This window comes from Castellaniella denitrificans (genome assembly GCF_042653765.1).
In the GTDB taxonomy this organism is placed as follows: Bacteria; Pseudomonadota; Gammaproteobacteria; order Burkholderiales; family Burkholderiaceae_B; genus Castellaniella; species Castellaniella denitrificans.
Map to the genome: position 1 here is coordinate 510,733 of NZ_JBHSEZ010000001.1, position 24,568 is coordinate 535,300.

General features: G+C 68.9%; 23 protein-coding genes and 1 other RNA gene. 2 read left to right on the plus strand and 22 right to left on the minus strand.

The features are described from left to right. Positions 1-94: 94 nt before the first annotated feature. A complete protein-coding gene (locus ACFO27_RS02440; protein ID WP_376815843.1) occupies positions 95-763 on the minus strand; it encodes an RlmE family RNA methyltransferase in 669 nt (222 codons plus the stop codon). Between the two features lie 17 nt (positions 764-780). Between ACFO27_RS02440 and ACFO27_RS02445 the strand changes: the two genes are divergently transcribed. Continuing rightward, a complete protein-coding gene (locus ACFO27_RS02445) occupies positions 781-1,386 on the plus strand; it encodes a YhbY family RNA-binding protein (protein ID WP_376815844.1) in 606 nt (201 codons plus the stop codon). Here the strand turns inward: ACFO27_RS02445 and greA are convergent, their stop codons facing one another. From greA to carA, 14 genes are all read right to left on the minus strand, one after another. Beyond that, positions 1,387-1,863 carry a transcription elongation factor GreA gene (greA, locus tag ACFO27_RS02450; RefSeq protein ID WP_376815845.1) on the minus strand — a complete coding sequence of 159 codons (477 nt, stop codon included), beginning with the start codon at positions 1,861-1,863 and terminating at the stop codon, positions 1,387-1,389. Between the two features lie 266 nt (positions 1,864-2,129). Next, positions 2,130-3,455 carry a solute carrier family 23 protein gene (locus ACFO27_RS02455; RefSeq protein ID WP_376815846.1) on the minus strand — a complete coding sequence of 442 codons (1,326 nt, stop codon included), beginning with the start codon at positions 3,453-3,455 and terminating at the stop codon, positions 2,130-2,132. Positions 3,456-3,578: 123 nt separating this feature from the next. Beyond that, on the minus strand, positions 3,579-3,797 hold the full coding sequence (locus ACFO27_RS02460) for a type 2 periplasmic-binding domain-containing protein (protein ID WP_376815847.1): 219 nt from the start codon (positions 3,795-3,797) through the stop codon (positions 3,579-3,581). Between the two features lie 62 nt (positions 3,798-3,859). Continuing rightward, positions 3,860-4,723, minus strand: coding sequence for a sugar phosphate isomerase/epimerase family protein (locus tag ACFO27_RS02465; RefSeq protein WP_376815848.1), 864 nt, complete (start codon positions 4,721-4,723; stop codon positions 3,860-3,862). Positions 4,724-4,733: 10 nt separating this feature from the next. After that, positions 4,734-5,924, minus strand: coding sequence for a dihydrodipicolinate synthase family protein (locus tag ACFO27_RS02470; protein WP_376815849.1), 1,191 nt, complete (start codon positions 5,922-5,924; stop codon positions 4,734-4,736). Positions 5,925-5,936: 12 nt separating this feature from the next. After that, positions 5,937-7,106 (minus strand): Gfo/Idh/MocA family protein, encoded by a 1,170-nt coding sequence (locus ACFO27_RS02475; RefSeq protein WP_376815850.1) that lies wholly within the window; start codon positions 7,104-7,106, stop codon positions 5,937-5,939. Positions 7,107-7,127: 21 nt separating this feature from the next. Then, a complete protein-coding gene (locus ACFO27_RS02480) occupies positions 7,128-8,555 on the minus strand; it encodes an enolase C-terminal domain-like protein (RefSeq protein WP_376815851.1) in 1,428 nt (475 codons plus the stop codon). A gap of 21 nt (positions 8,556-8,576) precedes the next feature. Continuing rightward, positions 8,577-9,356 (minus strand): ABC transporter ATP-binding protein, encoded by a 780-nt coding sequence (locus ACFO27_RS02485; RefSeq protein WP_376815852.1) that lies wholly within the window; start codon positions 9,354-9,356, stop codon positions 8,577-8,579. A gap of 18 nt (positions 9,357-9,374) precedes the next feature. Next, a complete protein-coding gene (locus ACFO27_RS02490; RefSeq protein WP_376815853.1) occupies positions 9,375-10,385 on the minus strand; it encodes an ABC transporter substrate-binding protein in 1,011 nt (336 codons plus the stop codon). A gap of 69 nt (positions 10,386-10,454) precedes the next feature. Next, positions 10,455-11,219: an ABC transporter permease gene (locus ACFO27_RS02495; protein ID WP_376815854.1), complete on the minus strand. Its 765-nt coding sequence runs from the start codon at positions 11,217-11,219 to the stop codon at positions 10,455-10,457. Between the two features lie 132 nt (positions 11,220-11,351). Further along, positions 11,352-12,035: a TetR/AcrR family transcriptional regulator gene (locus tag ACFO27_RS02500; RefSeq protein WP_376815855.1), complete on the minus strand. Its 684-nt coding sequence runs from the start codon at positions 12,033-12,035 to the stop codon at positions 11,352-11,354. 9 nt (positions 12,036-12,044) lie between these two features. Next, complete coding sequence (locus ACFO27_RS02505) at positions 12,045-12,803, minus strand: SDR family oxidoreductase (RefSeq protein WP_376815856.1); 759 nt, start codon at positions 12,801-12,803, stop codon at positions 12,045-12,047. 88 nt (positions 12,804-12,891) lie between these two features. Continuing rightward, entirely contained in the window at positions 12,892-16,131 is a 3,240-nt protein-coding gene (gene carB, locus ACFO27_RS02510; protein ID WP_376815857.1) for a carbamoyl-phosphate synthase large subunit, read from the minus strand. A gap of 16 nt (positions 16,132-16,147) precedes the next feature. Then, positions 16,148-17,317 carry a glutamine-hydrolyzing carbamoyl-phosphate synthase small subunit gene (gene carA, locus ACFO27_RS02515; RefSeq protein WP_376815858.1) on the minus strand — a complete coding sequence of 390 codons (1,170 nt, stop codon included), beginning with the start codon at positions 17,315-17,317 and terminating at the stop codon, positions 16,148-16,150. Positions 17,318-17,543: 226 nt separating this feature from the next. Here carA and tal point away from each other — a divergent pair, with 226 nt between their 5' ends. After that, the gene (tal, locus tag ACFO27_RS02520; RefSeq protein ID WP_376815859.1) at positions 17,544-18,500 is read left to right on the plus strand and encodes a transaldolase; all 957 of its coding nucleotides are present in this window, start codon (positions 17,544-17,546) and stop codon (positions 18,498-18,500) included. A 40-nt stretch (positions 18,501-18,540) separates the two neighbouring features. Here tal and ACFO27_RS02525 read toward each other — a convergent pair whose 3' ends face one another. The 7 genes from ACFO27_RS02525 to ffs all read right to left on the minus strand — a co-directional run bounded on the left by ACFO27_RS02525 (position 18,541) and on the right by ffs (position 24,567). Beyond that, positions 18,541-19,329, minus strand: coding sequence for an ABC transporter permease (locus tag ACFO27_RS02525; RefSeq protein ID WP_376815860.1), 789 nt, complete (start codon positions 19,327-19,329; stop codon positions 18,541-18,543). A 60-nt stretch (positions 19,330-19,389) separates the two neighbouring features. Beyond that, on the minus strand, positions 19,390-20,226 hold the full coding sequence (locus tag ACFO27_RS02530) for an ABC transporter ATP-binding protein (protein WP_323024446.1): 837 nt from the start codon (positions 20,224-20,226) through the stop codon (positions 19,390-19,392). After that, positions 20,219-21,271: an ABC transporter substrate-binding protein gene (locus ACFO27_RS02535; RefSeq protein WP_376815861.1), complete on the minus strand. Its 1,053-nt coding sequence runs from the start codon at positions 21,269-21,271 to the stop codon at positions 20,219-20,221. Before ACFO27_RS02535 ends, ACFO27_RS02530 begins: the two co-directional genes overlap by 8 nt. Before the next feature lie 120 nt (positions 21,272-21,391). Then, positions 21,392-22,000: a recombination mediator RecR gene (recR, locus tag ACFO27_RS02540; protein ID WP_323024444.1), complete on the minus strand. Its 609-nt coding sequence runs from the start codon at positions 21,998-22,000 to the stop codon at positions 21,392-21,394. Between the two features lie 15 nt (positions 22,001-22,015). After that, positions 22,016-22,342, minus strand: a complete 327-nt coding sequence (locus ACFO27_RS02545) for a YbaB/EbfC family nucleoid-associated protein (RefSeq protein ID WP_323024443.1) — start codon at positions 22,340-22,342, stop codon at positions 22,016-22,018. A 42-nt stretch (positions 22,343-22,384) separates the two neighbouring features. Beyond that, positions 22,385-24,445, minus strand: coding sequence for a DNA polymerase III subunit gamma/tau (locus ACFO27_RS02550; protein ID WP_376815862.1), 2,061 nt, complete (start codon positions 24,443-24,445; stop codon positions 22,385-22,387). Between the two features lie 24 nt (positions 24,446-24,469). After that, an RNA gene (gene ffs, locus ACFO27_RS02555) (signal recognition particle sRNA small type) lies at positions 24,470-24,567 on the minus strand. Position 24,568: the final 1 nt, after the last annotated feature.

The following is a 24,568-nucleotide window of genomic DNA, read 5'->3' on the forward strand; positions in this document are numbered from 1 at the left end:
CCAACCTCCTGGGTATGTACCGCTGCCCGCCCGCTGTCCGGGCGCCGCATCCGGCGGCGCGCAATTACAACAAGCTGACAAATACGTCAATGCTTCATTCTACCTGAATCCGCCGCCCGGACGCGGGAGCCTCTTTCAAGCCGCGCCCCACGAGAAAGGTCTCGGAGGACTCGTCCCGGGACGCCTTGGGCTTGCGTTCGACCACCCGGACGAAGCGCTGCTTGAACATCTGCACGATCTGGGAAAACCCGCTGCCGTGGAAGGCCTTGACGATCAGGGCGCCGTCCGGCTTGAGGTGATCGCAGGCGAATTCCAGCGCCAGTTCGCAGACGTGGGCGATGCGGGCGGAATCCGCCGAGGCCACACCCGATAGATTGGGGGCCATGTCGGAAATCACAAGGTCCACGGCCCGTCCTTCCAGCCGCTCGTGCAGCTGCGCCAGGATGGCGTCCTCGCGGAAGTCGCCCTGGATGAATTCCACCCCGGCGACGGGTTCCATGGGCAGCAGGTCGAGCGCCAGCACGCGGCCGTCGATCACGCCGCCGGCCGCCAGCAGGCGCTCGCGCACGACCTGCGACCAGCTGCCCGGGGCCGAGCCCAGGTCCACGACCACGTCGCCGCGCCGCAGCAGTTTTTCCGCATCCAGGATTTCGACCAGCTTGAAGGCGGCGCGGGCGCGGTAGCCCTTCTGTTGCGCCATTTTGACGTAAGGGTCGTGAATATGCCGCTGGACCCAGGCTTTGGAGAATTTTTTCTTGGCCATTCTCGTACAATTCCACTATGCCGAAACTCGAACTGACCTCTCAGCAGCGCAGCGCCCTGCGCGCCGCCGCCCATCCCCTGCATCCCGTCGTCCTGATCGGCGACCGCGGCCTGACCGCCGCTGTGCTGGAAGAAATCGACCGCACCCTGGCGGCCCATGAACTGATCAAGATCCGTGTCGCCGGCGCCGAGCGCGACGAACGCGACGCGATGCTGGCGGAAATCTGCGAAACGCTGTCCTGCGCCGCAGTGCATCATCTCGGCAAAACGCTGATTATCTATCGGCCCGATCCGCTCGCGCAACAAGCCGCGCAGGCGGCCGAAAACGCCACCCGGGCCGTGCGCCGGAAATCCGAGCCCTACGTACCCAAGAAACAGGCGGCGCAGCCGCGCGCCGCCCGCCCCGCCCCGCAGCGCGCCGCCGGCGCGGCCCGGGACGACGCGGGGAAACGGCCCGCGGCGGACGCGGGTCGGAAATCCCGCCCGGCCGACAGCCGGGGGGCCGGCAAGCCGGCGCGGGGCGGCCGCGCCACGACGGACGCGGGCCACGGCATCCCGCGCCGCAGCGGCAGCGCGCTGTCGCTGCGCGCCGGAGCGCGCCGCGGCCGCACGAGCCGCGGATGATCATTCGTAGCTGACGGAACAGACTTCGTATTCGCGCACGCCGGCCGGCGCGCGCACCTCGACCACGTCGCCTTCGCTCTTGCCGATCAGCGCCCGGGCCACGGGGCTGGACACCGAAATCATGTTGGCGCGGATGTCGGCTTCCAGGTCGCCGACGATCTGGTAAGTCAGGCGTTCGCCCGATTCCAGGTCCTCGATCTCGACGGTCGCGCCGAACACGGCCTGGCCGGACACGTCCAGGTCGGCCGGATTGATGATCTGGGCGTTGGACAAGGTGCCTTCCAGTTCCTGGATGCGGCCCTCGATGAAGCCCTGGCGCTCGCGCGCGGCGTCGTATTCCGCGTTTTCGGACAAATCGCCCTGGGCCCGCGCCTCGGCGATGGCGTTGATGACTTCGGGGCGCTCGACCGTCTTCAGACGGTGCAATTCAGCCTGTAAGCGCTCTGCCCCGCGAGCTGTCAAAGGGATCGCAGCCATAGTTCCTGACTCAAAAGTAAAAGACGCCCCATGCGCGGGGCGCCTGACAACGAAAGAAGGTGGGCGAAATGTGGTGGTTCCGGCCCGCTGGGGGCTGCCTGGCCATGTGCGCCCGCGTATGGGCTTATGAGGGACGGTCGTGGCGTGGCGCCATCCGCATCCCGACCAGGTGGCCTGCCGGCTCGCCCGTGAAAAACCCCGGCCGAAACCGGGGTGCTTGAGGGGTATTGTGGGCAATCCGGCAAGAAAAAGCAAGCCCCGCCCGATCAGATCACGGCCGGCCGCTTTCCCCCGCGCAGCAGCGCGTGCAGCAGGATGGCGCCGAAGGTCGCGGTGCCGATGCCATCGAGCTTGAAGCCGCCGATGGCGATGGAAAAATTGCCCGCGCCCAGGATCAGCGTGACGGCCGCGACGATCAGGTTGCGGTTGTCGCTGAAATCGACCTGGTTGACCACCCAGATGCGGGCGCCCGCGATGGCGATCAGGCCGAACACCACCACCGACATGCCGCCCAGCACCGGGGCCGGGATGGCCTGGATCACCGCGCCGAACTTGGGCGAAAAGCCCAGCACCAGGGCCACCAGGGCGGCCACCACGAACACCAGGGTCGAATAGATCTTCGTCGCGGTCATCACGCCGATGTTCTCCGCGTAGGTCGTCACGCCCGTGCCGCCCAGGGATCCGGAAATCATCGTCGCCACCCCGTCGCCCATGAAGGCGCGGCCCAGATAGCGGTCCAGGTTCTGCCCGGTCATGGCGCCGACCGCCTTGATGTGCCCCAGGTTCTCGGCCACCAGGATGATGGCCACCGGGGCGATCACGCTGATGGCGTGCGCCTCGAACACCGGCGCCGTCATCCTGGGCAGCCCGAGCCAGGGCGCGGCGGAGATGGCGGCGAAATCGATCGGCTTGCCCAGCCCCAGGCCGTTGGCCAGGATCAGGTAGATCACGCAGGCGGCGAACAGCCCCACCAGGATCAGCAGGCGCTGCACCAGGCCGCGCGTATAGACGGCCACTCCGCCGACGCACAGCACGGTCACGAGCGCCATCACGGACTCGAACAGCGAGCCGCCCATGGCGCCCTTGGCCGCGATCGGCGCCAGGTTCAGGCCGATCACGGCCACGACCGCGCCGGTGACGACCGGCGGCATCCAGCGGTCGATCCAGTCGGCCGCCCCGCCCTGGCGCGCGTTGATCAGCGCGGTCAGCAGGCCGATGCCGGTGTAGATCAGGCCGCAGACGATGATGGCGCCCAGCGCCACGCCCATGTTCAGGTTCGGCCCGCTGCCCGAATAGCCGCTGACGGCGATCACGCCGCCGATGAAGGCGAAGCTGGAGCCCAGGTAGCTGGGCACCCGGCCGCCGACGAACAGGAAGAAGATCAGCGTGCCCACCCCCGACATCAGGATGGCCATGTTGGGGTCGAAGCCCATGATGAGCGGCGCCAGGATGGTGGAGCCGAACATGGCCACGACGTGCTGCGCGCCCATGGCCACGGTCTGGGGCCAGGGCATGGTTTCGTCGGGCTGGACAACGGCGCCGTCGGCGGTGCCGGACACGCGGCGCCACTGCGGGAAATAGGAAGTCGTCATGGAGGAATCACGGCCGGGAGGCCGTCCGGAGGAGGAAGATGGAGGGTTGAATGAAATCGCGTCGCAAGTGTAAGTCGGCACCCCATCCCCGGCAAGATGGCGTCATCCCGGATGACGTCCCGGTCAGGCGCGCGGCTCGGCGTCCAGCGCCCAGGGCTCCCTGACGAAGGACGCGGCCAGGTATTCGATCAGGGCCTGGACGCGGGCCGGCATCAAGGCGTCGGCATTGTTGATCCGCGGCAGGATCGGCACGACCCGGGGAAATTCGCCCTGCCCGGGATGGCGGAAATGCCAGGTCGAGCCGCCGCGCGCGTAGGCGTACTGCAGGACCTGGTGGCCCACCAGGTCGCGCGGATGGCGCGGCTGGCGTCGGGGCGGCCCAGGGGCCGCGCCATGCGATGCCGCTACACCACCGAACGGTGCCGCTGGATGCAGGTGTCCAGGACGTCTCCGCCGGGACGGCTCCACCAGTCCTCGGAGAAGATCTCGACCTCGCACAGGCCGGCGTAGCCGGCCGCCTCCATCTCGCGGCGGATGGCCTTGAGCTCGATCACTCCGTCGCCCATCATGCCGCGATCGTTCAGGAGGTCGCGCGTCGGCGCCAGCCAGTCGCAGACGTGGTAGGCCAGCAGGCGTCCGGCGCCCGCGCGCCGGATCTGCTGATGCAGCTTCGGGTCCCACCAGACGTGGTAGACGTCGACGGCCACGCCCAGCATGCCGGATCGGCCCGGGTCCAGTTCGTCGCACAGGTCCAACGCCTGCTCCAGCGTGTTGACGCAGGCGCGTTCGGCGGCCTGCATGGGATGCAGGGGTTCGATCGCCAGCGGCATGCCGACCGTGCGGGCGTATTCCAATGTGGCGGCGATGCCGTCGCGCACCTCGCCGCGCGCCCGCGCGATGTCCGTGTAGGCCGGCGCCCCCTGCAAGGCGCCCGGCAGCGAGCCCACCACCAGGACCAGGCAGGGCGCGTCCAGCGTCTTCGCCTCGTCCACGGCGCACCGGTTGTCTTCCAGCGCAGCGGCCAGGCCGCCGGCGTCGGCCGCCGGAAAGAAGCCGCCCCGGCAATAGCCCGACAGGCGCGTGCCGGTGTCCCGCAACCGGCGGGCGATGGCGTCCAGCCCGACGGCGGCCACCTGGTCGCGCCAGGGCGAGATCGCCCGGATGCCGCGCCGGGCGCACTCGTCGATGATCGTGTCCAGCCGCCACTGCTTGCGCACCGTGGCGGTGTTCAGGGACAGGGCCTCATGGTCATTTGAAAAATCCCGCATGCCGCGCTCCTCAGTCCTGATGGACGCCGTGCACGGCCAGCCATTGCGACAGGCGCGCGACAGCCAGATCCGGCCGTTCGAGCACGCCGGCCTGGTCGGCCAGGCGGAACAGTTCGGCCACGTGCTGCACGGAACGCGCGCTCTGCTGCCCGCCCACCATCGAGAAATGGTCCTGGTGGCCGTTGAGCCAGGCCATGCAGACCACGCCCGTCTTGTAGAAGCGCGTGGGCGCGGCGAAGATGTGGCGCGACAGCGGCACGGTCGGCGCCAGGATTTCGTGGAAGCGCGCGGCGTCGCCGGCGCCCAGCGCGGCCAGCGCGGCACTGGCCGCCGGCGCGATGGCGTCGAAGATCCCCAGCAGCGCGTCGCTGTGCCCGTGCGCGGGCAGCTCGCCCGCGCCGTCGCCCGCGATCAGCTCGGCATAGTTGAAATCGTCGCCGGTGTACATGCGCACGCCCGCTGGCAGGCGGCGGCGCATTTCGATCTCGCGGTCCTTGTCCAGCAGCGAGATCTTGATTCCGTCCACCTTGTCCGCATGGGCGGCGATGACGCCCAGGGCGGTGTCCATGGCGCGAGAGAGGTCCTCGTCGCCCCAGTAGCCCCGCAGCTGCGGGTCGAACATGTCGCCCAGCCAATGCAGGATGACCGGCTCGCGCACCTGTTCCAGGATGCGGCCGTAGACTCGGGCATAGTCGTCCGGCCCGCGCGCCACGCGCACCAGGGCGCGGCTGGCCATCAGGATCAGCCGGCCGCCCAGGGCCTCGATCGCCGCGGCCTGTTCCTCGTAGGCCGCGACCACGTCGTCCACCGTGCGCGCCGCCTCCGGCGCCAGGTGGTCCGTCCCGCAGCCCGAGGCCACCCGGGCGCCGGGCACGTCGCGCGCCGCGTCCAGCGAGCGCCGGATCAGCTCGAGCGAAGTCGCCCAGTCCAGGCCCATGCCGCGCTGCGCGGTGTCCATGGCCTCGGCCACCCCCAGGCCCAGGGACCACAAGTGGCGGCGATAGCCGATCGTGGCTTCCCAGTCGATGGCGCAATCGATCCAGGGATCCACGGCGGCCAGCGGGTCGGCCACCACGTGCGCCGCCGAATAGGCGATGCGGTTGAAGGCCGCGCCGCCGGCCGGCCGGGGCGCGGGCTCGCCGCGCAGGACATAGGGTTCAAGCCCGCCGGACGGCGTGGGCAACAGGATGCGACCGCTCATGACCCCGCCTCCTCAACGCTTCGGGAACAGCGCCGGCACGTCGACCCAGCGGCGTTCCCGCCAGCTCTGCAGCGCCGTCTCGACCAGTTGCACGCCCTTGGCGCCCTCTTCCAGCGTCCAGCGGAAGGGCTCATCGGCCACAACGTGGCGGATGAAATGTTCCCACTGGATCTTGAAGCCGTTGTCGCAGGACTCGGTATCGGGCACCGTCTGCCACTGCTCCATGAAGGGCATCTTCTGCTTTTCGTCCGGATTCCAGACCGGGCGCGGCGTGGAAACCCGGGGCTGGACCACGCACTCGGTCAGGCCCGCGACGGCGGACCCGTGCGTGCCATCCACGTGGAAGGTCACCAGGTCGTCGCGGCGCACGCGCGTGGTCCACGAACTGTTGACCTGCGCGATGACCGGCTCGCCATTGTGTCCCTTGAGCTCGAAGGTGGCGTAGGCGGCGTCGTCCGCGGTGGCTTCGTAGGTTTTGCCCTGCTCGTCCAGGCGCTCGGGGATGTGCGTGGCGCCCAGGCAGGACACGGACTGGACCTCGCCGAAGAGATTGTCCAGCACGTAGCGCCAATGGCAGACCATGTCGAGGATCATGCCGCCGCCGTCCTCCTTGCGGTAGTTCCAGGAGGGGCGCTGGATGGGCTGCAGATCGCCTTCGAAGACCCAGTAGCCGAACTCGATGCGCACCGACAGCATGCGGCCGAAAAAGCCCGAACGACGCAGCATGTCGAGCTTGCGCAGGCCCGGCAGGAACAGCTTGTCCTGCACCACGCCGTGCTTGATGCCGGCGTCCTGCGCCAGGCGGCAGACCCGCAGGGCCTCGTCCAGGCCGGTGGCGATGGGCTTTTCGCAGTAGATGTGCTTGCCGGCGGCGATGGCGCGCGCCAGCAGGTCCGGCCGCATCTGCGTGGTGCCGGCGTCGAAGAACACCGTGTCGTCCGGATTGGCGAGCGCCGCGTCCAGATCGTCGGTGCAGCGCTCGATTCCGTGCGCCCGGGCCAGGGCCCGGACCTTGTCCAGGTTGCGCCCCACCAGGATCGGATCGGGCATCACCCGGTCGCCGTTGGCCAGGGCCACCCCGCCCTGCTGGCGGATCGCCACGATCGAGCGGATCAGGTGCTGGTTCATGCCCATGCGTCCCGTGACGCCATGCATGATGATTCCAAGACGTTGCGTGCTCATGGAAGTCCTTTTCGTTCAGATTCAATAAACGGAACGCATCGCGTCCCAGGAAACGTGGCCGTCGGCCGTGCCGGTCGCGAAACCGGCGCAGTCAAGACCGCTCAGATCGATCCCGCCATCCTCGATGCGCAGGCGGACGGCGCCGTCGGAATGCTCGTAGAGCGTCGGAAACCCCTGCAGGAAACCTCGCTGTTCGGCCTGCGGCGCAGCCGCCAGGCCATTGACGTAGTGATGGCCGTTGCGTTCCACATGGGCCAGCCCCAGCCAGCCCGCCAGCGCCAGATCCTGCTGGACGCCCAGCCCCGCCTGCATCGTCAGGTCCTCGCCCGACAGGAAATAGGTCCGGCCGGTGTCGCGCGACCAGGCCGCGCAGCGCGCCGCGTTGAGCACGGACTTGTAGAAGCCCTTGCAGCTCTTGCTGGACACGCCGGTGTAGCCCGCCGCCCGTGCGCGGGGAAACGCATCGATCGTCGCATCCGACTCGTCGATCAGCAGGGGCACGCGCGGGCTCAGGGCCGAGACGTCCGTGTCCAGCGCCTGCGCGCGCGCCAGAGGCTGCTCGATGAAGGCCAGGCGCGCCCGCAGGGGCGCCAGCGCGGGATCCCGCTCCAGGCGATCGAGGAATTCGGCCAGATGCGCCGCATCGCGGTACTGTTCATTGCCGTCGAGCGTCACCACCGTCATGACGTCGAGGATCACCGGAACGATCTCCGCCAGGCGGCGCGCATCCGCCCGCGCGTCGCCCGCGAGCTTGAGCTTGAAGTGGCGATGGCCGTAGCGGGCGACGGCCTGCGCCAGGCTGACGGGCAGGCCGTCGTCCGGCGCGCCGGGCGGCGGTTCGACCAGCGCATCGGCCAGCCCGACCGTGTGCCGCGCCGCGATCCGCCGGCCGGCCAGGGACGCGGGGTGGGCGGACAGGAAGGCGTCCAGGTCGAAATCCAGCAGATCGTCGGCCAGGCCGGTGCCCGCCAGGCGCATGCCCGCTGCGTTGGCCGACAGCGCCGCGGCGAAGCCCATCCCCAGCGCATGGCAGACCGCGTCGAACACTGCCCGGTCCACCAGGGCGGGACCGTAGGACGCCACCAGGGGCGGCAGGCCGCGCCGCGCCGCCGCTTCATGAACGGCGCGGTAATGACGGGCGGCATGCCCCCAGGCGGTGTCCGGCCGGGCGTCCGACCGATAGGCCTCGCGGGCCAGGAACAGGGCCTCGCGCAATTGCTCGAAATTGCGCGCCTGGGTCAGTTCCGGGCGCTTGTCGAACCATTTGGGGATCATCATTTCAGCCGCGCAGCCTGTCGCCGTCCGACCGTCTTCCAGGCGGATGCGCGCCCTGGCGTAGGCCTGCGGACAGGCGTTCACGGTGGCGCCGCCGAATCTGAAAGGCAGCCGAAGGGTGACATCGCGCTCGGCGAAGCCGATGTCCTCGATCACAAAACGGATGGCGTGCATGTCTCGCGCCCGGATCGGGCCTCAGTGATCCAATATGCCTTCGGAATAGAAGTGCGCGCGGATCCGCCTGGCGTACTTCGCGAACTCGGGAGAGCCCATGACGTCCAGCGAACGCATGCGCGGCAGGTCGATGTCGTAGATCGCCGCGATGGAGCCGGGGCGTTCGCTCATGACGATGACCCGGTCCGACAGAAAGATCGCCTCGGGGATGCTGTGCGTGATCAGGAGGACCGTCTTGCGGGATTCGGCCCAGATCCGCTGCAGTTCGAGGTTCATTTTCTCGCGCGTCATGGCGTCGAGCGCGCCGAAGGGCTCGTCCATCAGGAGCAGCGCCGGATCGTGCAGCAACGCCCGGCAGATCGAAGCGCGCTGCTGCATGCCGCCCGAGAGCTGCCAGGGATACTTGCGCTCGAAGCCCGACAGGCCGGCCATGCCGATGAGTTCCAGCGCGCGTGCGCGTGCCGGCCCCATCGGCATGTGCCGCATCTCGGCCTGCAGCAGGATGTTGTCCAGCACGTTGCGCCAGGCCAGCAGGACCGCGCTCTGGAAGACGATCCCCACGTCCTTGCGCGGTCCGGCGACGGGCTGTCCCGCCAGGGACAGCCTGCCCTCCGTGATGGGCAGCAGGCCCGCGACCATCTTCAGCAAGGTGCTCTTGCCGCAGCCCGAGGGTCCGACGACGGATACGAACTCGCCCGCGCGGATGCTGAAGTCCAGCGGCTTGAGGGATTCGACGGCGCCATCGCGGGTCTGGTAGACCTTGGTGACGCCGGAGGCTTCGATCAGGATGTCGTCAGGCATGGCGGGTCCGGGGCGGCTTCAGTTCTTGGGGAGATAGTCCAGGGTCACGTAGTCGCCCGGCTTGCCGCGGTGCGCGGGATCGACCCCGCCATACTCCACCAGCATGTCCAGGGACTTGTCCACGTTGTCCATGGCGACGCGGAACGGCCGCTCGTTCTTCGTTTCCGGGGTGTGGTAGAGCTCGATGCTGCGCTTCAGGCCGACCAGCAGCGTCTCGGACACGCCGGCCTTGGGCTTGGCTTCCAGCATGGCGTCCACGGCGGCCTGCGGGTCCTTTTCCGCCGCCTCGACGGCGCGCGTGGAGGCGCGCATGAAACGACGCGCCAGGTCGGGGTGCTCGGCGAGCCAGTCCTTGTTGACGATGATGCCCGAGCTGATCTGGTTGACGCCGGAATCAGCGAAGCGGATCGGATGGACCGGCTTGCCGGTGGCGTCCTGCAGCTTGATGGCCTGGTCCATGACGTAGCCCAGCAGCATGTCGGCGCGCCCCGTCATGACCGCGTTGAGCTTGGTCTGGGCATCGCCCGAGACGATCTTGATCTGAGCGGGATCGATCTTGTTGGCCTTGAGAAAGATCGGCCACATCTGCGACATCGAGTCGCCCGGCGTCACCGCGACCGTCTTGCCGATGATCTGCTGCGGGGTCTTGATGCCCTTTTCCTCGAAGCCCATGACCGACATCGGGTTGAGCTGGAACAGGACACCGGTGGAGATCAGCGGCGCGCCCTTGGCCGCCGCCTTGATCATGGTGGTGACGTCGATGTAGCCGAAATTCACGGACCTGGCGGCGACCGCCTGTGCGGTCACGGCCGAACCCCGGCCTTCCTGGATGTCCAGGTTGATGCCTTCCTCGGCGTAGTAGCCGAGCTTCTTGCCCAGGAAGAAGGGCGCGTGCTCGCTGTACAGATACCAGTTCAGCATCAGCGTCACGTCATCCTTGGGCTTGTCCTGCGCCCGGACGGGCGCGGCACCGAGCATCGTGGCGGCCAGGGCCAGGCCCAGCCCCGCTTTGAGCAAGTCGCGAATCATGCATGTCTCCTTCGGGCGCTGCCGGCCCCTTGTCGTCCAACCCGCCCTTGGCGGTCCGAAAAGAATCCCCTAGCGCTGCGAGGCATGCCAGGGAATCATCATGCGCTCGATCAGATCCACGACCGCGAACAGCAGCACGCCGATGATCGAAAGCAGTACCAGGCCCGCAAACATCAGCGGCAGGTCGAAATTGCCGTTGGCCACTTGCAGGACGTAGCCGATGCCGGAGTTCGAGCCGACGAACTCGCCAACCACCGCGCCGACGACGGCCAGCGTGACCGAGACCTTCAGGCCGCTGAACATCGCGGGCAGCGCCGCGGGCAGGCTGATCTTGAGAAAGGTCTGCAGGCGGCTCGCCCCCATGGAGCGCGCCAGGTCGAGCATGTCGGATTCGACCGACTTGAAGCCCATGACGGTGGACACCACGACCGGGAAGAAGCCCAGCAGGAAGGCCGTGATGACCTTGGGCAGGATGCCGAAGCCGAACCACACGACGAACAGCGGCGCGATCGCCACCTTGGGCACGCTCTGCGAAAACACCAGCAGGGGGTAGACGTAGGATTCCACCACCCTGGAATAGGCAATCACCATGGCGATGGGCACGCCGACCACGATGGACAGCAAAAAGCCCCAGACGGTCGCCTGGGTCGTGAACCAGCTTTCGGACAGCAGCATGGGCCACTGCTGGACGAGCTGGACCATGACCTTGCCGGGCGGCGGGATGAGATACGCGGGAATGCCGAAGAACCGGATGGTCAGGTCCCAGAGCGCCAGCAGGAACAGCACCAGCAGGAATGGCCGCAGGGCCGGGGACAGAATCAGCTTGCGCAACATCCGGGTCTCCCGCGGTGCCGCGCGCCGGGATTCCGGCAGGCCGCACTCGCATGTTTTTCATAATTCACTGATTGGTGAATTATGGACACGGCCTGATTGAGGTGTCAATGACGAGGCGGCTTAGGAATATCCCTAGGAGGTTTTCTGCCGCGCCCGGCCGGCGTCCGTCGGGCTGGACGCGTAGCCGACGACCAGATCCGTCATGTGGGCCAGGCGCTCGTCGAGGGCTTCGGCCGCGCGCAGGTCGCGCCCGAAGATCACCGACAGGGTGTGGTTGTTGGCCAGGTAGAAAAAGCCGAGGGAAGCGATGGAGATATAGAGCTGGACGGGGTCGATCCCGGCGCGGAACAGGCCCTGGGCCCGGCCGCGCTCGAGCAGCCGGTCGAGCAGTTGCACCAGTGGCGAATGCATCTCGCGGATCTTGCCCGATTGCTTCAGGTGGCTGGCGCGCGAGAGGTTCTCGCTGGCCAGCAGGGAGAGGAATTCCGGATGATCCAGGAAGTAGCGCCACGTGAAGCGCACGAGCGTGCGCAGGGCCTCGACCGGTTCGAGCGCATCGAGATGCAGGCCCTGCTCGGCCTGGCGAATGTCGGCGTAAGTGTGTTCCAGGACGGAGAGGAAGAGCTCGTCCTTGTTGCCGAAGTAATAGTAGATCAGGCGCTTGTTCACGCCCGCGCGCACCGCGATGCGGTCCACCCGCCCTCCCGCGAATCCGTGTTCGGTGAATTCGTCGCGGGCGGCTTTCAGGATCGCCGCCTGGGAGCGGTCCGTGTCGCGCGAGACGGGCGCCTGCCGCGTGTTCGGTTTCTGTGTCATGGCCCGATTTTATGGGCGTTCGCCCATTCGCGGCTTGCGCTTGCGCCGGGCGGCGACCCGGTCGTACAGGACGTCGGGCACCAGGCGCAGCAGCCGCGCCACCCAGGCCATGGGCCGGGGGATGACGCGGTAGGACACGCCGTCGTCGATCGCCCGCACGGCCTGCCCGGCGAAGCGTTCGACGGGCATCAGGAAGGGCATGCGATAGGGATTGCGCGCCGTCATGGGCGTGGCGATGAAGCCCGGCGCCAGCGTCACGACGCGCACGCCGGTGCCGCGCAGTTCGACCCGCAGGCTTTCGCAGTACGCGCGCACGGCCGCCTTCGAGGCGCTGTAGGCGCCCGCGCCCGGCAGGCCGCGCACCCCCGCCACGCTGCCGATGCCCACCAGCGTGCCCCGGCCCCGCGCGCGCATCGGCGCGACGAAGGGCTCGAAGGTCGCCACCATGGCTAGGACGTTGGTGTCGAGGATGGCTTCGAAGACCGCGTGATCCTCGGGCGCGTCGGTCAGGGTGCCGGCGCTGATCCCGGCGCTGGCGATCGCGAGGTCCACCGGGCCGTGCGCCAGGAAATCGCGCGCCGCCGCGTGCAGCGCCGCCCGGTCGCGCACGTCCAGCGCGTAGATCCGGTGCCCCTGGCCCGGCAGGCCGTCGCACAGGGCCTGCAAGGCGTCGCGCCGGCGGCCGACCAGCCCAAGCACCGCGCCGCGCGCCGCGTACCGGCGCGCCAGGGCGGCGCCGATGCCGCTGCTGGCGCCCGTGATGAACACGCGTTCAGGATGTCCGGCGGGAGGCGCCGCCCCGGGCACCGGGGCGGCCGGGCGGGCGGAACCGGAACGATCTCCCGCCACGCGGGCCTCAGGCCGCGGTCGCGGCGTGCATGGCCTGCAGCGAGTAGACCTTCAACCCGCCGCCGTGGCGCAGGTACTGCAGGCCTTCGACGGCGGCGCGCGCGCCCGCGATGGTGGTGAAGAAGGTCACCCGGTTGGCCAGCGACTGCGTGCGGATGGCGCGCGAATCGGCGATGGCGTTGCGGCGTTCCTCGACCGTGTTGATGACCATGGCGATCTCGCCGTTCTTGATCATGTCGACGATGTTCGGGCGGCCCTCGGTGACCTTGTTGACGACCTGGACCGCCAGGCCGGCGGCCTCGATCACGGCGGCCGTGCCACGCGTGGCGATCAGCTGGAAGCCCAGCGCGGCCAGGCCGCGCGCGACTTCCACCGCGCGCGTCTTGTCCTGGTCGCGCACGCTGATGAACACGCGGCCGGATTCCGGCAGCCAGGCGCCCGCGGCGATCTGGGACTTGACGAAGGCCTCGCCGAAGGAATCGCCCACGCCCATGACTTCGCCCGTGGACTTCATTTCAGGTCCCAGGATGGTGTCCACGCCGGGGAACTTGACGAAGGGAAACACGGCTTCCTTGACGCAATAGCGCGCCGGCGCCGGGATCGAGGCGACACCCTGGGCGGCCAGGGAACGGCCGGCCATCACGCGCGCGGCGATCTTGGCCAGCTGGCGGCCGGTGGCCTTGGACACGTAGGGCACGGTGCGCGAGGCGCGCGGATTGACTTCCAGCACGTAGACGTCGCCGTCCTGGATGGCGAACTGCACGTTCATCAGGCCCTTGACGTTCAGGGCGCGGGCCATCAGGGCCGTCTGGCGCTCGATCTCGGCGACGATTTCGGGCGAGAGCGAATACGGCGGCAGGCTGCAGGCGGAATCGCCCGAGTGCACGCCGGCCTGCTCGATGTGTTCCATCACGCCGCCGATGATGACCTGCTCGCCGTCGGCCAGGCAGTCCACGTCGACTTCCGTGGCGTTGTTCAGGAAGTGGTCCAGCAGCACCGGGGAATCGTTGCTGACCTTGACCGCTTCGCGCATGTAGCGTTCCAGGTCCTGGGGCTCGTGCACGATTTCCATGGCGCGCCCGCCCAGCACGTAGCTGGGGCGTACCACCAGGGGATAGCCGATCTCGCCCGCCAGGGCCAGGGCCTCGCTTTCGGTGCGGGCGGTGCGGTTGGCCGGCTGGCGCAGGCCCAGCTTGGTCAGCAGCTTCTGGAAGCGTTCGCGGTCCTCGGCCACGTCGATGGAGTCGGGGCTGGTGCCGATGATGGGCACGCCGTTGGCCTCCAGGGCGCGGGCCAGCTTCAGCGGGGTCTGGCCGCCGTACTGGACGATGACGCCGGCCGGGTTTTCCTTGTGGACGATCTCCAGCACGTCCTCGAGCGTCAGCGGCTCGAAGTACAGGCGGTCGGAGGTGTCGTAGTCGGTGGAGACGGTTTCGGGGTTGCAGTTGACCATGATGGTCTCGAAGCCGTCCTCGCGCAGGGCCAGGGCCGCGTGCACGCAGCAGTAGTCGAATTCGATGCCCTGGCCGATGCGGTTGGGCCCGCCGCCCAGGACGACGATCTTCTTGCGGTCGGTCGGCGCGGCCTCGTCCTCGTCCTCGTAGGTCGAATACATGTAGGCCGTCGTGGTGGCGAATTCGGCCGCGCAGGTGTCGACGCGCTTGTACACCGGGCGCACGTTCATCTGGTGGCGCAGCTTGCGGACCTCGGCCTCGGTGGTGTCCAGCAGGAACGCCAGGCGCCGGTCGGAGAAGCCGCGCCGCTTCAGTTCGCGCATGGTGCCGTCGTCCAGTTCGGACAGGGTGCGCTGTTCGAGCGCCAGTTCGATGTCGACGATTTCCTTGATCTGCGCCAGGAACCAGGGGTCGATCTTGGTCAGGTTGTGGACCTCTTCCAGGGAGAAGCCCTGGGCGAAGGCGTCACCCACGTACCAGATGCGTTCCGGACCGGGCTCGCCCAGCTCGACCTGCAGGCGCTCGCGGTCGGTGGTCTTCTGGTTCAGGCCGTCTACGCCGACTTCCAGGCCGCGCAGGGCCTTCTGGAAGGATTCCTGGAAGGTGCGGCCGATGGCCATGACCTCGCCCACGGCCTTCATCTGGGTCGTCAGGCGCGAATCGGCCTGGGGGAATTTCTCGAAGGCGAAGCGCGGCACCTTGGTGACCACGTAGTCGATGGTCGGCTCGAACGAGGCCGGCGTCGCGCCGCCGGTGATCTCGTTGCGCAGTTCGTCCAGGGTGTAGCCCACGGCCAGGCGGGCCGCGACCTTCGCGATGGGGAAGCCCGTGGCCTTGGACGCCAGCGCGGACGAACGCGACACGCGCGGGTTCATCTCGATGACGATCATGCGGCCGTTGGCCGGGTTGACCGCGAACTGGACGTTCGAGCCGCCCGTGTCCACGCCGATCTCGCGCAGCACCGCGATCGACGCGTCGCGCATGATCTGGTATTCCTTGTCGGTCAGCGTCTGCGCGGGCGCGACGGTGATCGAGTCGCCGGTGTGCACGCCCATGGGATCCAAGTTCTCGATGGCGCACACGATGATGCAATTGTCGGCGCTGTCGCGCACGACCTCCATCTCGAATTCCTTCCAGCCCAGCAGGGATTCCTCGATCAGCAGTTCGCTGGTCGGCGAGGCCTCCAGGCCGCGGCGGCAGATGGTCTCGAATTCCTCGGCGTTGTAGGCGATGCCCCCGCCCGTGCCGCCCAGCGTGAAGCTGGGGCGGATGACCGCCGGAAAGCCGGACGTGCCCAGTTCCGAGGCGATGCGCTTCTGCACGGCCCAGGCCTCGTCCATGCTGTGGGCGATGCCGGACTTGGCCGATTCCAGGCCGATGGAGGTCATCGCGTCCTTGAACTTCAGGCGATCCTCGGCCTTCTCGATGGCGTGGGCGTTGGCGCCGATGAGCTCCACGCCGTGCTTGGCCAGGACGCCGTGGCGGTCCAGGTCCAGCGCGCAGTTCAGCGCCGTCTGGCCGCCCATGGTGGGCAGGACGGCGTCGGGCTTCTCGACCTCGATGATCTTTTCCAGGGCCTGCCAGGTGATGGGCTCGATGTAGGTGACGTCGGCCGTTTCCGGGTCCGTCATGATGGTGGCCGGATTGCTGTTGACCAGGATGGTGCGGAACCCGTCGGCCTTCAGGGCCTTGCAGGCCTGGGCGCCGGAATAGTCGAATTCGCAGGCCTGGCCGATGATGATCGGGCCGGCCCCGATGATGAGGATACTTTTGATGTCTGAACGCTTGGGCATGGGAGGCGGGCTCTTTTTATTTGGACGACCGGGCTTTGTGCTGCGCCATCAGGTCGATGAATTTGTCGAACAGCACCAGGATGTCGTGCGGGCCGGGACTGGCTTCGGGGTGGCCCTGGAAGCAGAAGGCCGGACGGTCGGTCAGTTCGAAGCCCTGCAGGGTGCCGTCGAACAGCGACACGTGCGTGACGCGGGCGTTGGCCGGCAGGCTGTCGCCGTCCACGGTGAAGCCGTGGTTCTGGCTGGTGATGAACACCCGGCCGGTGTCCAGGTCCTGGACCGGGTGGTTGGCGCCGTGGTGGCCGGTCTTCATCTTGATCGTGCGCCCGCCCAGCGTCAGGCCCAGGACCTGCTGGCCCAGGCAGATGCCGAACAGGGGGATGCCGCGGTCCAGCACGGCGCGGCAGGTCTCGGCGGCGTAGTCGCAGGCCGCCGGGTCGCCGGGGCCGTTGGACAGGAAGACCCCGTCGGGCGCCTGCGCCAGGACGTCGGCCACGGGCGTGAGGGCCGGCACCAGGGTGATGCGGCAGTCGCGGTCGGCCAGCAGGCGCAGGATGTTGGACTTGATGCCGTAGTCGTAGGCGACGACGTGGTACTGCCCCTGGTCCCGGCGGCTGTAGCCGCGCCCCAGGTGCCAGGTGCCCTGCACCCAGGCGCCGGGCTGCTTCGTGGAGACTTCGACCGCCAGGTCCTGGCCTTCCATGCCGCCGAAGCCGCGCGCCAGTTCGACGGCGCGGTCGGCGTCCTCGCCCACCAGGATGCAGGCGCCCTGGGCGCCGCGTTCGCGCAGGATGCGGGTCAGCTTGCGGGTGTCCACGCCCGAGATCGCCACGATGCCCTGGGACTTCAGGTAGTCGGGCAGCGACTGGGTGGCCCGGAAGTTGGACATCAGCGCCGGACAGTCGCGCACCACCAGGCCGGCGGCGTGCACCCGGTTGGACTCGACGTCCTCGGGGTTGACACCGGTGTTACCGATGTGGGGATAGGTCAGGGTGACGATCTGGCCGCTGTAGCTGGGATCGGTGAGGATCTCCTGGTAGCCGGTCATGGCGGTATTGAAGACGATTTCGGCCACGCTGGTCCCGTCGGCGCCGATCGAAACGCCCCTGAATACGGTACCGTCAGCCAAGGCGAGAATTGCTGGTGCGAGTCCTGCGGACCCCTCGGGAAAGATTGACGGCAGCAAAATGGAACCCCGGTTAAGAAGAATCCCCGCGCTGATTCAGGGGATCCTAAAAGTCGATATTCAAACCTTCCCATTATACAGCGGGGCGGGTACCGCTCTCCATGCGCCGCATCCGGCGCGCCGGGGCGCCCCTCCCGGCGAACGCCCGCCGCCGCGCCCGGCCCCGCCGGGAAATGGTCTACAGTAGGGTTTTCACAACCCTGCTTTCACTGGAATCATCGCCCTCATGAGCAATCAACTCGACGCCCTGCGCGCGCTGACGACCGTCGTGGCCGACACGGGGGATTTCGAAACCATGCGGGCCTACCAGCCGACCGACGCGACCACCAACCCCTCGCTGATCCTCAAGGCCGTGGGCCAGGCGGCCTACCGTCCCCTGCTGGACCGGGTGCTGCGCGACCACCCGAACGCCCCGCTGGCGGAGCAGGTCGATCGCCTGCTGACGGCCTTCGGCCACGAGATCCTGTCCATCGTGCCCGGCCGCGTCTCGACCGAGGTCGACGCCCGGCTGTCCTTCGACGCCCAGGCCAGCATCGAGCGCGCCCGGCAGATCATCGCCCTGTACGAAGCCGGCGGCATCCCGCGCGAGCGCGTGCTGATCAAGCTGGCCTCGACCTGGGAAGGCATCCAGGCCGCCCGCGCGCTGGAGGCCGAAGGCATCCGCTGCAACCTGACGCTGCTGTTCTCCCTGACCCAGGCGATCGCCTGCGCCCAGGCGAAGGTGACGCTGATCTCGCCTTTCGTGGGCCGCATCTACGACTGGCACAAGAAGGCGGCCGGCGCCGATTGGGACGAAGCCGCGAACGCCGGGGCCAACGATCCGGGCGTGCGGTCCGTGGCGCGCATCTACCGCTATTTCAAGGCCTACGACATTCCCACCCAGGTGATGGGAGCCAGTTTCCGCAACATCGGCCAGATCCGCGCGCTGGCGGGCTGCGACCTGCTGACGATCAGCCCCGCCCTGCTGGGCGAGCTGGCGGCGTCGGACGAGCCCCTGGAACCGGGCCTGTCGGCGGCCGCCGCCAAGACGGACGCGCCGGAATGGATCGCCAGCAACGAAGTCGCCTTCCGCACGAACCTGAACGAAGACGCCATGGCGACGGAAAAGCTGGCCGAGGGCATCCGGATCTTCACGGCCGACGCGCTCAAGCTGGACGCGCTGGTCAGCCAGGCCGGGACCTGAGACGTCCGGGCGGCCCCGCCAGCCGCCTGCGCGGCGGCATTCAGGTCTTGCCCGACTCCCCGGGCCCGGGCTGCCAGACCAGCAGGCGGCGTTCCACCAGCGACACGATCCCGTCCAGCAGCAGGGCGAACACCGTCAGCACGACGATGCCGGCGAACACGGTGTTCACGTCCAGGGTGCCCTCGGCCTGCAGGATCAGGTAGCCGACCCCGGCCGCCGAGCCCAGGTATTCGCCCACCACCGCCCCGACGAAGGCCAGGCCCACGGACGTGTGCAGGCTGGAGAACACCCAGCTGGTGGCCGAGGGGATGTAGACGTGGCGCAGCAGCTGGCGGCGGCCGGCGCCCAGCATGCGGGCATTGTCCAGCAAGGTCGGGCTGACCTCGCGCACGCCCCGGTAGACGTTGAAGAAGACGATGAAGAACACCAGCGTCACGGCCAGGGCGACCTTGGACCAGATGCCCAGGCCGAACCACATGCCGAAGATCGGCGCCAGGATGACGCGCGGCATGGAATTGGCCGCCGTGACGTAGGGTTCGAGCAGGGCGCTGGCGCCGCGCGACAGGCCCAGCCACAGGCCGAAGCCCAGGCCGCCGATGGTTCCGATGACGAAGGCCAGCACGGTCTCGGACAGGGTGATCCACAGATGGCGGTAGATTCCGGCGTCGGTGACGAACCAGGCCCAGACGACCTGGGCCACGTCCAGCGGACGGCCGAAGAAGAACGCCACGTTGCGGTTCAGCGAAGCCCAATGCCAGACCAGCAGGATGGCGGCCAGCAATGCCAGCTGCAGCACGCGCAGCACGGGTTTGGGCAGGTCGGATTTCATCGTTGCAAGCGCTCCGGTGGATGGCTCGGGTCGGAGGGGGTTGGCGGGCCGGCCATGGGATCAGGCGCGCCGCTGCCGCTCATAGCCCTTCAGGACTTCGTCGCGCAGCACCGCCCAGATGGCCTGGTGCAGTTCGACGAAGCGCGGCTGCATGCGGACTTCGGCCACGTCGCGCGGACGCGGGATGTCGATGACGAATTCCCCGATCGGGCGGGTCTCGGGACCGGCCGACAGCACCACCACGCGATCGCTCATGGCGATGGCCTCGTCCAGGTCGTGGGTGATGAACAGCACGGCCTTGCGCCGGGCCATCCACAGGTCCAGGACCTCGTTTTCCATCAACTGGCGGGTCTGGACGTCGAGCGCCGAAAACGGTTCGTCCATCAGGATGATGTCGGGATCGCGGATCAGGGTCTGGGCCAGCATGACGCGCTTGCGCATGCCGCCCGACATCTGGTGCGGATAGCGGTTCTCGAAGCCGCCCAGCCCGACCCGGCGCAGCCATTCGCGGCTGCGCTCGGCGGTCTCGGCGGCGGGCACCCCGGCAAATTCCAGCCCCGCGGCGACGTTGGCCTGGGCGCTGCGCCAGGGCATCAGGGCCTCGCCCTGGAACATGTAGCCCGCCCGCGCGTTGACGCCGCGCAGCGCCTGGCCGAACACCCGGACCTGGCCGGACGTGGGGCGCAGCAGCCCGGCCGCCATGTTCAGCAGGGTCGACTTGCCGCAGCCCGTGGGCCCCACGACCGAGACGAACTCGCCGGGCGCCACCGCGAGGGTGGCGGCGCGCATGGCCGTATACGGCACGCCGCCGGGCGAGGCGAAGGTGCAGGTGACCTGGTCCAGCAGCAGGGCCGGATGGTCCGCCCCGCCGCCGGGCTGGCTCGCGCGCTCAGGCATGGGGATATTTCTGGTTGGCCTTGGCGGCGAACTGGTTGGTCCAGATGCGGGAGATGTCGATGGCCGTGCGGTCGAAATTCGGCACGAACTCGGCCAGGGCGTTGAGGGCTGTCTGCGGGCCGTCTTCCGGCACCAGGCCGTCGGGCGACAGCGCCTCGCGGTTGCCCTTGAGCGCGAGCTTGTACAGGTCCGGGTCGCCCAGCAGGTAGGACTCGGGCACCAGCCTGGCGATGTCGTCGACGGACGAGGCCTGGATCCACTTGTCGGCCCGCACCATGGCGTTGGCCAGCGCCTGGGTGGTGTTCGGATGGGCGTCGATGAAAGCCTGGGCCGTGTACAGGCAGCCCGACGGCATGTTGCCGCCGAAGATCTTCTGCGCGTCTTCCAGGGTGCGGGTGTCGGCGATGATGCGGAGGGCGTCTTCCTTGACCAGGGTGCTGATCACCGGGTCCAGGTTGGCGATGGCGTCGATCTGGCCGGACCGCAGGGCCGTGACCGCCCCGGCGCCCGCTCCCACGCCGATGAAGGATACGTCGGTGGGCTTGAGCCCGTGCTGCGCCAGGAAGAAGCTGGCCATCATGTTGGTCGAGGAGCCCGGCGCCGTGACACCGATCTTCTTGCCCTTCAGGTCGGCGGGCGACTGGTAGCCGGCCAGGGTCTTCTTCGAGACGCCCAGCACGATCATGGGCGCCCGGCCCTGCAGGGCGAAGCAGCGGTAGAACTGGCCCTTGGCCTGCAGGTTGATGGTGTGCTCGAAGGCGCCGGACACCACGTCGGCACTGCCGCCCACCACGGCCTGCAGGGCCTTGGATCCGCCCGCGAAATCGGCGATGGTGACGTCCAGGCCCTCGTCCTTGAAGTAGCCCTTCAGGTGCGCCACCGACAGCGGCAGGTAGTAGATCAGCGGCTGGCCGCCCACGGCGATGGTCACGGCCTTCTTTTCGGGGGCGCTGGCCGCGTCCTGCGCGAAGGACAGTCCGGGCACCGCGCCCAGCAGCCCCGCGGCGCCGGCGGTCTTGAGCAGTTCACGACGTGAAATCGACATGATGGCTTGTCTCCCTGGTGGTCATGCTGCGTTTGAAGTTTCGATGATAGCGCAGTGAGAGGAGCCGGGCCCATCGGACCGCGCGCCGGAAACGGGATTGCGGCGGGCGGAGGCGGCCAATCAGCCGGGCCGGCGTTCCATCAGGGCCCAGGCGATCGTGCCGGCGTCGACGTATTCCAGTTCGCTGCCGCTGGGCACGCCGCGCGCCAGCCGGGTGACCTTGACGCCGCATTCGCGCAGCATCTCGGCCAGGTAATAGGCCGTGGTCTCACCCTCGGCGGTGAAGTTGGTGGCCAGGATGACCTCGCGGACCCGCCCGTCCCGGACCCGCTCCCGCAGGGGGGCGAACCGGACCTGGTCCGGACCCACGCCTTCGAGCGGCGCCAGCCGGCCCATCAGCACGTAGTACAGGCCCTGGTAGCCGTGGCTGGCCTCGATCATGTTCTGGTCGGCCGGCGTCTCGACGACGCACAGCACGGACGGATCGCGGTCGGGATTCTCGCAGGTGGCGCACACCGGCGTCTGGGAGAAGGAGTTGCAGCGTTCGCAGTGGCACAGCCCGCCGACCGCGTCGCGCAGCGCGTCGCCCAGGCGCAACGCGCCGTCCGGATCATGCTGCAGCAGATGATAGGCCATGCGCCGGGCGGTGCGCACGCCCACGCCGGGCAGCCCCCGCAAGGCGTCGATCAGGGCGCGCAGGGGTTCCGGTTCGGGCAGGCCGGCGGCCATCTGGGTCCGTCCCTGTCAGAACGGCAGCTTCATGCCCGGCGGCAGGGACAGGCCGGCCGTCACGGCGGACATCTTTTCCTGGGCGGTGGCCTCGGCCTTGCGCTGGGCGTCGTTGAAGGCCGCCGCGACCAGGTCCTCGATCATGTCGCGATCGTCGTCGAACAGCGACGGATCGATGGCCACGCGCTTGACATCGTACTTGCAGCTCATGGTCACCTTGACCAGGCCGCCGCCCGCGGCGCCCTCGACCGTCAGGTCGGCCAGGGCGTCCTGGGCCTTCTTCATGTTTTCCTGCATCTGCTGGGCCTGGCGCATCAGCCCGGCGATCTGACCTTTCATCATGGCGGTGTCCTGGTGTTCGGTGGATTCAAACGAAGAGTGGGACTATACCGCAGGCGGACCTGCGGGCGGGCGGACCGAGCCCGGCACCACGCGGGCGGAAAAGCGCTGCGCCAGCGCGCGGACCAGTTCGTCCCGCTCGACCGCCTGCTCGGCGGCCTGCTGCCGCCGGCCGCGTTCGGCCTGGTCGACGGCATGGGCGGTATCGTCGCCCGTCTCGCCGTATTCGACTTCCAGGCGCAGGACGCGGCCGAAATACTCGGACAGGACCGTGCGCAGCCGGTCGTGGCCGCCGCCGTCCGCGTAGGTATGGATGGCCACCCGCAGGCGGATCTGGTGGTCGTCGCCGGACAGCCATTCGCTGTTCAGCGCCAGCGCCCGGGCCGCGCCGCCGACCGGCAGGCCGGCGGCCACCGCCGGCCAGGCCTGGGCGGTCATCCGGCCGGGGTCGGGTGTCTCGGTCCGGGGCGCGGGCGGCTCGGCGGACAATCCGGCGATCGCCCCGGCCGCGCCGGGATCCATGCCCAGGTCGTCCAGCGAGGCGGCGGCGTCGAAGGGTTCGGCCAAGTCGTCGGGCACGGCGTCCGTCCAGTCGTCCGAGGCGGACGCGGCCTCGTCGGGAGGCGCGGGCGGAGCCGGGTCGGGATCCGGGATCGGATCGCGGTCCGGCGCCGGATCGGGATCGGGCGCCGGCACCGGCGGCCGGGGCGACGCGGCCTCCCAGGCCGGCGGCGCTTCGGATCCGGCGGCCGGTGCCGGGGCGGAGGGCGCGGGCGCCTCGGCGGCCCGGACCGGTTCGGACGCGGACGGGAGCTCCCACGCGGGGAGCTCGGCGGCGGGGACGGCGTCGGCCGGGGGCGGCGGCACAGGCGCGGGAGCCGCCGCCCGAGGCTGGACGGCGGAAGCCGGCGCGGCCATGGAGGAGGCCGGCGCGGCAGCCTCGACGGCCGTCGGCGCCACCGCCGCGGGCGCCTCGGCCGCCCGGGCCACCGGCGGCGAGCCCATCGTCACGGGAGGCACGCGGCCTTCCGGCAGCAGGGCCAGCATGCGCAGGCAGGCCATGACGAAGCCCGCCTGCTCGTCGGGCGCCAGGGCGAGTTCCTGGCGGCTGTGCACCGCCACGGCATAGAAGAGCTGCACGTCGTCCGGCGTCAGGGCGCCCGCCAGGGCGGTGACGTCTTCCGCCAGGGGATCGTCGGCCTGGGCATGGCCCAGGCGCTGGGCGATGGCCACCCGCGACAGCAGCACGGCCAGGTCTCCCAGCGCCGCCTGGAACGACAGGCCGCGCGCCGCCAGATCGTCGGCCACGGCCAGGATGCCGGGCGCGTCGGCCGCGGCCAGGGCCCGCAGCAGGTCCAGCAGATGCCGCTGGTCCAGGGTGCCGAGCATCTCGCCCACGGCGGCCGCGGTCAGGTTGCCCGCCGAGAAGGAGATGGCCTGGTCCGTCAGGGACAGGGCGTCGCGCATCGAGCCGGCCGCCGCCTGGGCGATCAGGCGCAGCCCCTGGGGATCGGCCGGCACGGATTCCTGCGCCAGGATGTCCTGGAGGTGGTCGACGATGGCGGGCACCGTCATCTGCTTCAGGTTGAACTGCAGGCAGCGCGACAGCACCGTGACCGGAATCTTCTGCGGATCGGTGGTCGCCAGGATGAACTTGACGTGTTCGGGCGGCTCTTCGAGCGTCTTGAGCATGGCGTTGAACGCATGCCCGGTCAGCATGTGGACTTCGTCGATCATGTAGACCTTGAAGCGGCCGGACGACGGCGCGTAGACCGCCTGTTCCAGCAACTGGGTCATTTCATCGACGCCCCGGTTCGAGGCGGCGTCGAGCTCGATGTAGTCCACGTAGCGGCCGGCGTCGATTTCCGTGCAGGCCTGGCAGTGGCCGCAAGGCGTGGCGGTGACGCCCTGGGCGCAATTCAGGGACTTGGCGAGGATGCGCGACAAGGTGGTCTTGCCCACGCCGCGCGTGCCGGTGAACAGCCAGGCATGATGCAGCCGGCCGGACGACAGCGCATGGGTCAGGGCACGCACCACGTGATCCTGGCCAATCAGCGTATCGAATGAACGGGGGCGCCATTTGCGCGCCAAGACGAGATAGCTCATAGGCCGCCCTGGAGGGGGAAAAGGAAAGGCGAGCCTGACTTCGGCACTGGTTCCGCGCGGCTGTGGCTGCTTCGTTCCCGACCTGACCAGGTTCACCGCCGAACCATGCGAAGGGGCCCGCCT

Excerpts from the sequence above, each read along its gene's own strand:
- ACFO27_RS02440 (WP_376815843.1), bottom strand. The coding sequence starts at position 763 with ATGGCCAAGAAAAAATTCTCCAAAGCCTGGGTCCAGCGGCATATTCAC.
- ACFO27_RS02445 (WP_376815844.1), top strand. The coding sequence starts at position 781 with ATGCCGAAACTCGAACTGACCTCTCAGCAGCGCAGCGCCCTGCGCGCC.
- greA (WP_376815845.1), bottom strand. The coding sequence starts at position 1,863 with ATGGCTGCGATCCCTTTGACAGCTCGCGGGGCAGAGCGCTTACAGGCT.
- ACFO27_RS02455 (WP_376815846.1), bottom strand. The coding sequence starts at position 3,455 with ATGACGACTTCCTATTTCCCGCAGTGGCGCCGCGTGTCCGGCACCGCC.
- ACFO27_RS02465 (WP_376815848.1), bottom strand. The coding sequence starts at position 4,723 with ATGCGGGATTTTTCAAATGACCATGAGGCCCTGTCCCTGAACACCGCC.
- ACFO27_RS02470 (WP_376815849.1), bottom strand. The coding sequence starts at position 5,924 with ATGAGCGGTCGCATCCTGTTGCCCACGCCGTCCGGCGGGCTTGAACCC.
- ACFO27_RS02475 (WP_376815850.1), bottom strand. The coding sequence starts at position 7,106 with ATGAGCACGCAACGTCTTGGAATCATCATGCATGGCGTCACGGGACGC.
- ACFO27_RS02480 (WP_376815851.1), bottom strand. The coding sequence starts at position 8,555 with ATGCACGCCATCCGTTTTGTGATCGAGGACATCGGCTTCGCCGAGCGC.
- ACFO27_RS02485 (WP_376815852.1), bottom strand. The coding sequence starts at position 9,356 with ATGCCTGACGACATCCTGATCGAAGCCTCCGGCGTCACCAAGGTCTAC.
- ACFO27_RS02490 (WP_376815853.1), bottom strand. The coding sequence starts at position 10,385 with ATGATTCGCGACTTGCTCAAAGCGGGGCTGGGCCTGGCCCTGGCCGCC.
- ACFO27_RS02495 (WP_376815854.1), bottom strand. The coding sequence starts at position 11,219 with ATGTTGCGCAAGCTGATTCTGTCCCCGGCCCTGCGGCCATTCCTGCTG.
- ACFO27_RS02500 (WP_376815855.1), bottom strand. The coding sequence starts at position 12,035 with ATGACACAGAAACCGAACACGCGGCAGGCGCCCGTCTCGCGCGACACG.
- carB (WP_376815857.1), bottom strand. The coding sequence starts at position 16,131 with ATGCCCAAGCGTTCAGACATCAAAAGTATCCTCATCATCGGGGCCGGC.
- tal (WP_376815859.1), top strand. The coding sequence starts at position 17,544 with ATGAGCAATCAACTCGACGCCCTGCGCGCGCTGACGACCGTCGTGGCC.
- ACFO27_RS02525 (WP_376815860.1), bottom strand. The coding sequence starts at position 19,329 with ATGAAATCCGACCTGCCCAAACCCGTGCTGCGCGTGCTGCAGCTGGCA.
- ACFO27_RS02530 (WP_323024446.1), bottom strand. The coding sequence starts at position 20,226 with ATGCCTGAGCGCGCGAGCCAGCCCGGCGGCGGGGCGGACCATCCGGCC.
- ACFO27_RS02535 (WP_376815861.1), bottom strand. The coding sequence starts at position 21,271 with ATGTCGATTTCACGTCGTGAACTGCTCAAGACCGCCGGCGCCGCGGGG.
- recR (WP_323024444.1), bottom strand. The coding sequence starts at position 22,000 with ATGGCCGCCGGCCTGCCCGAACCGGAACCCCTGCGCGCCCTGATCGAC.
- ACFO27_RS02545 (WP_323024443.1), bottom strand. The coding sequence starts at position 22,342 with ATGATGAAAGGTCAGATCGCCGGGCTGATGCGCCAGGCCCAGCAGATG.
- ACFO27_RS02550 (WP_376815862.1), bottom strand. The coding sequence starts at position 24,445 with ATGAGCTATCTCGTCTTGGCGCGCAAATGGCGCCCCCGTTCATTCGAT.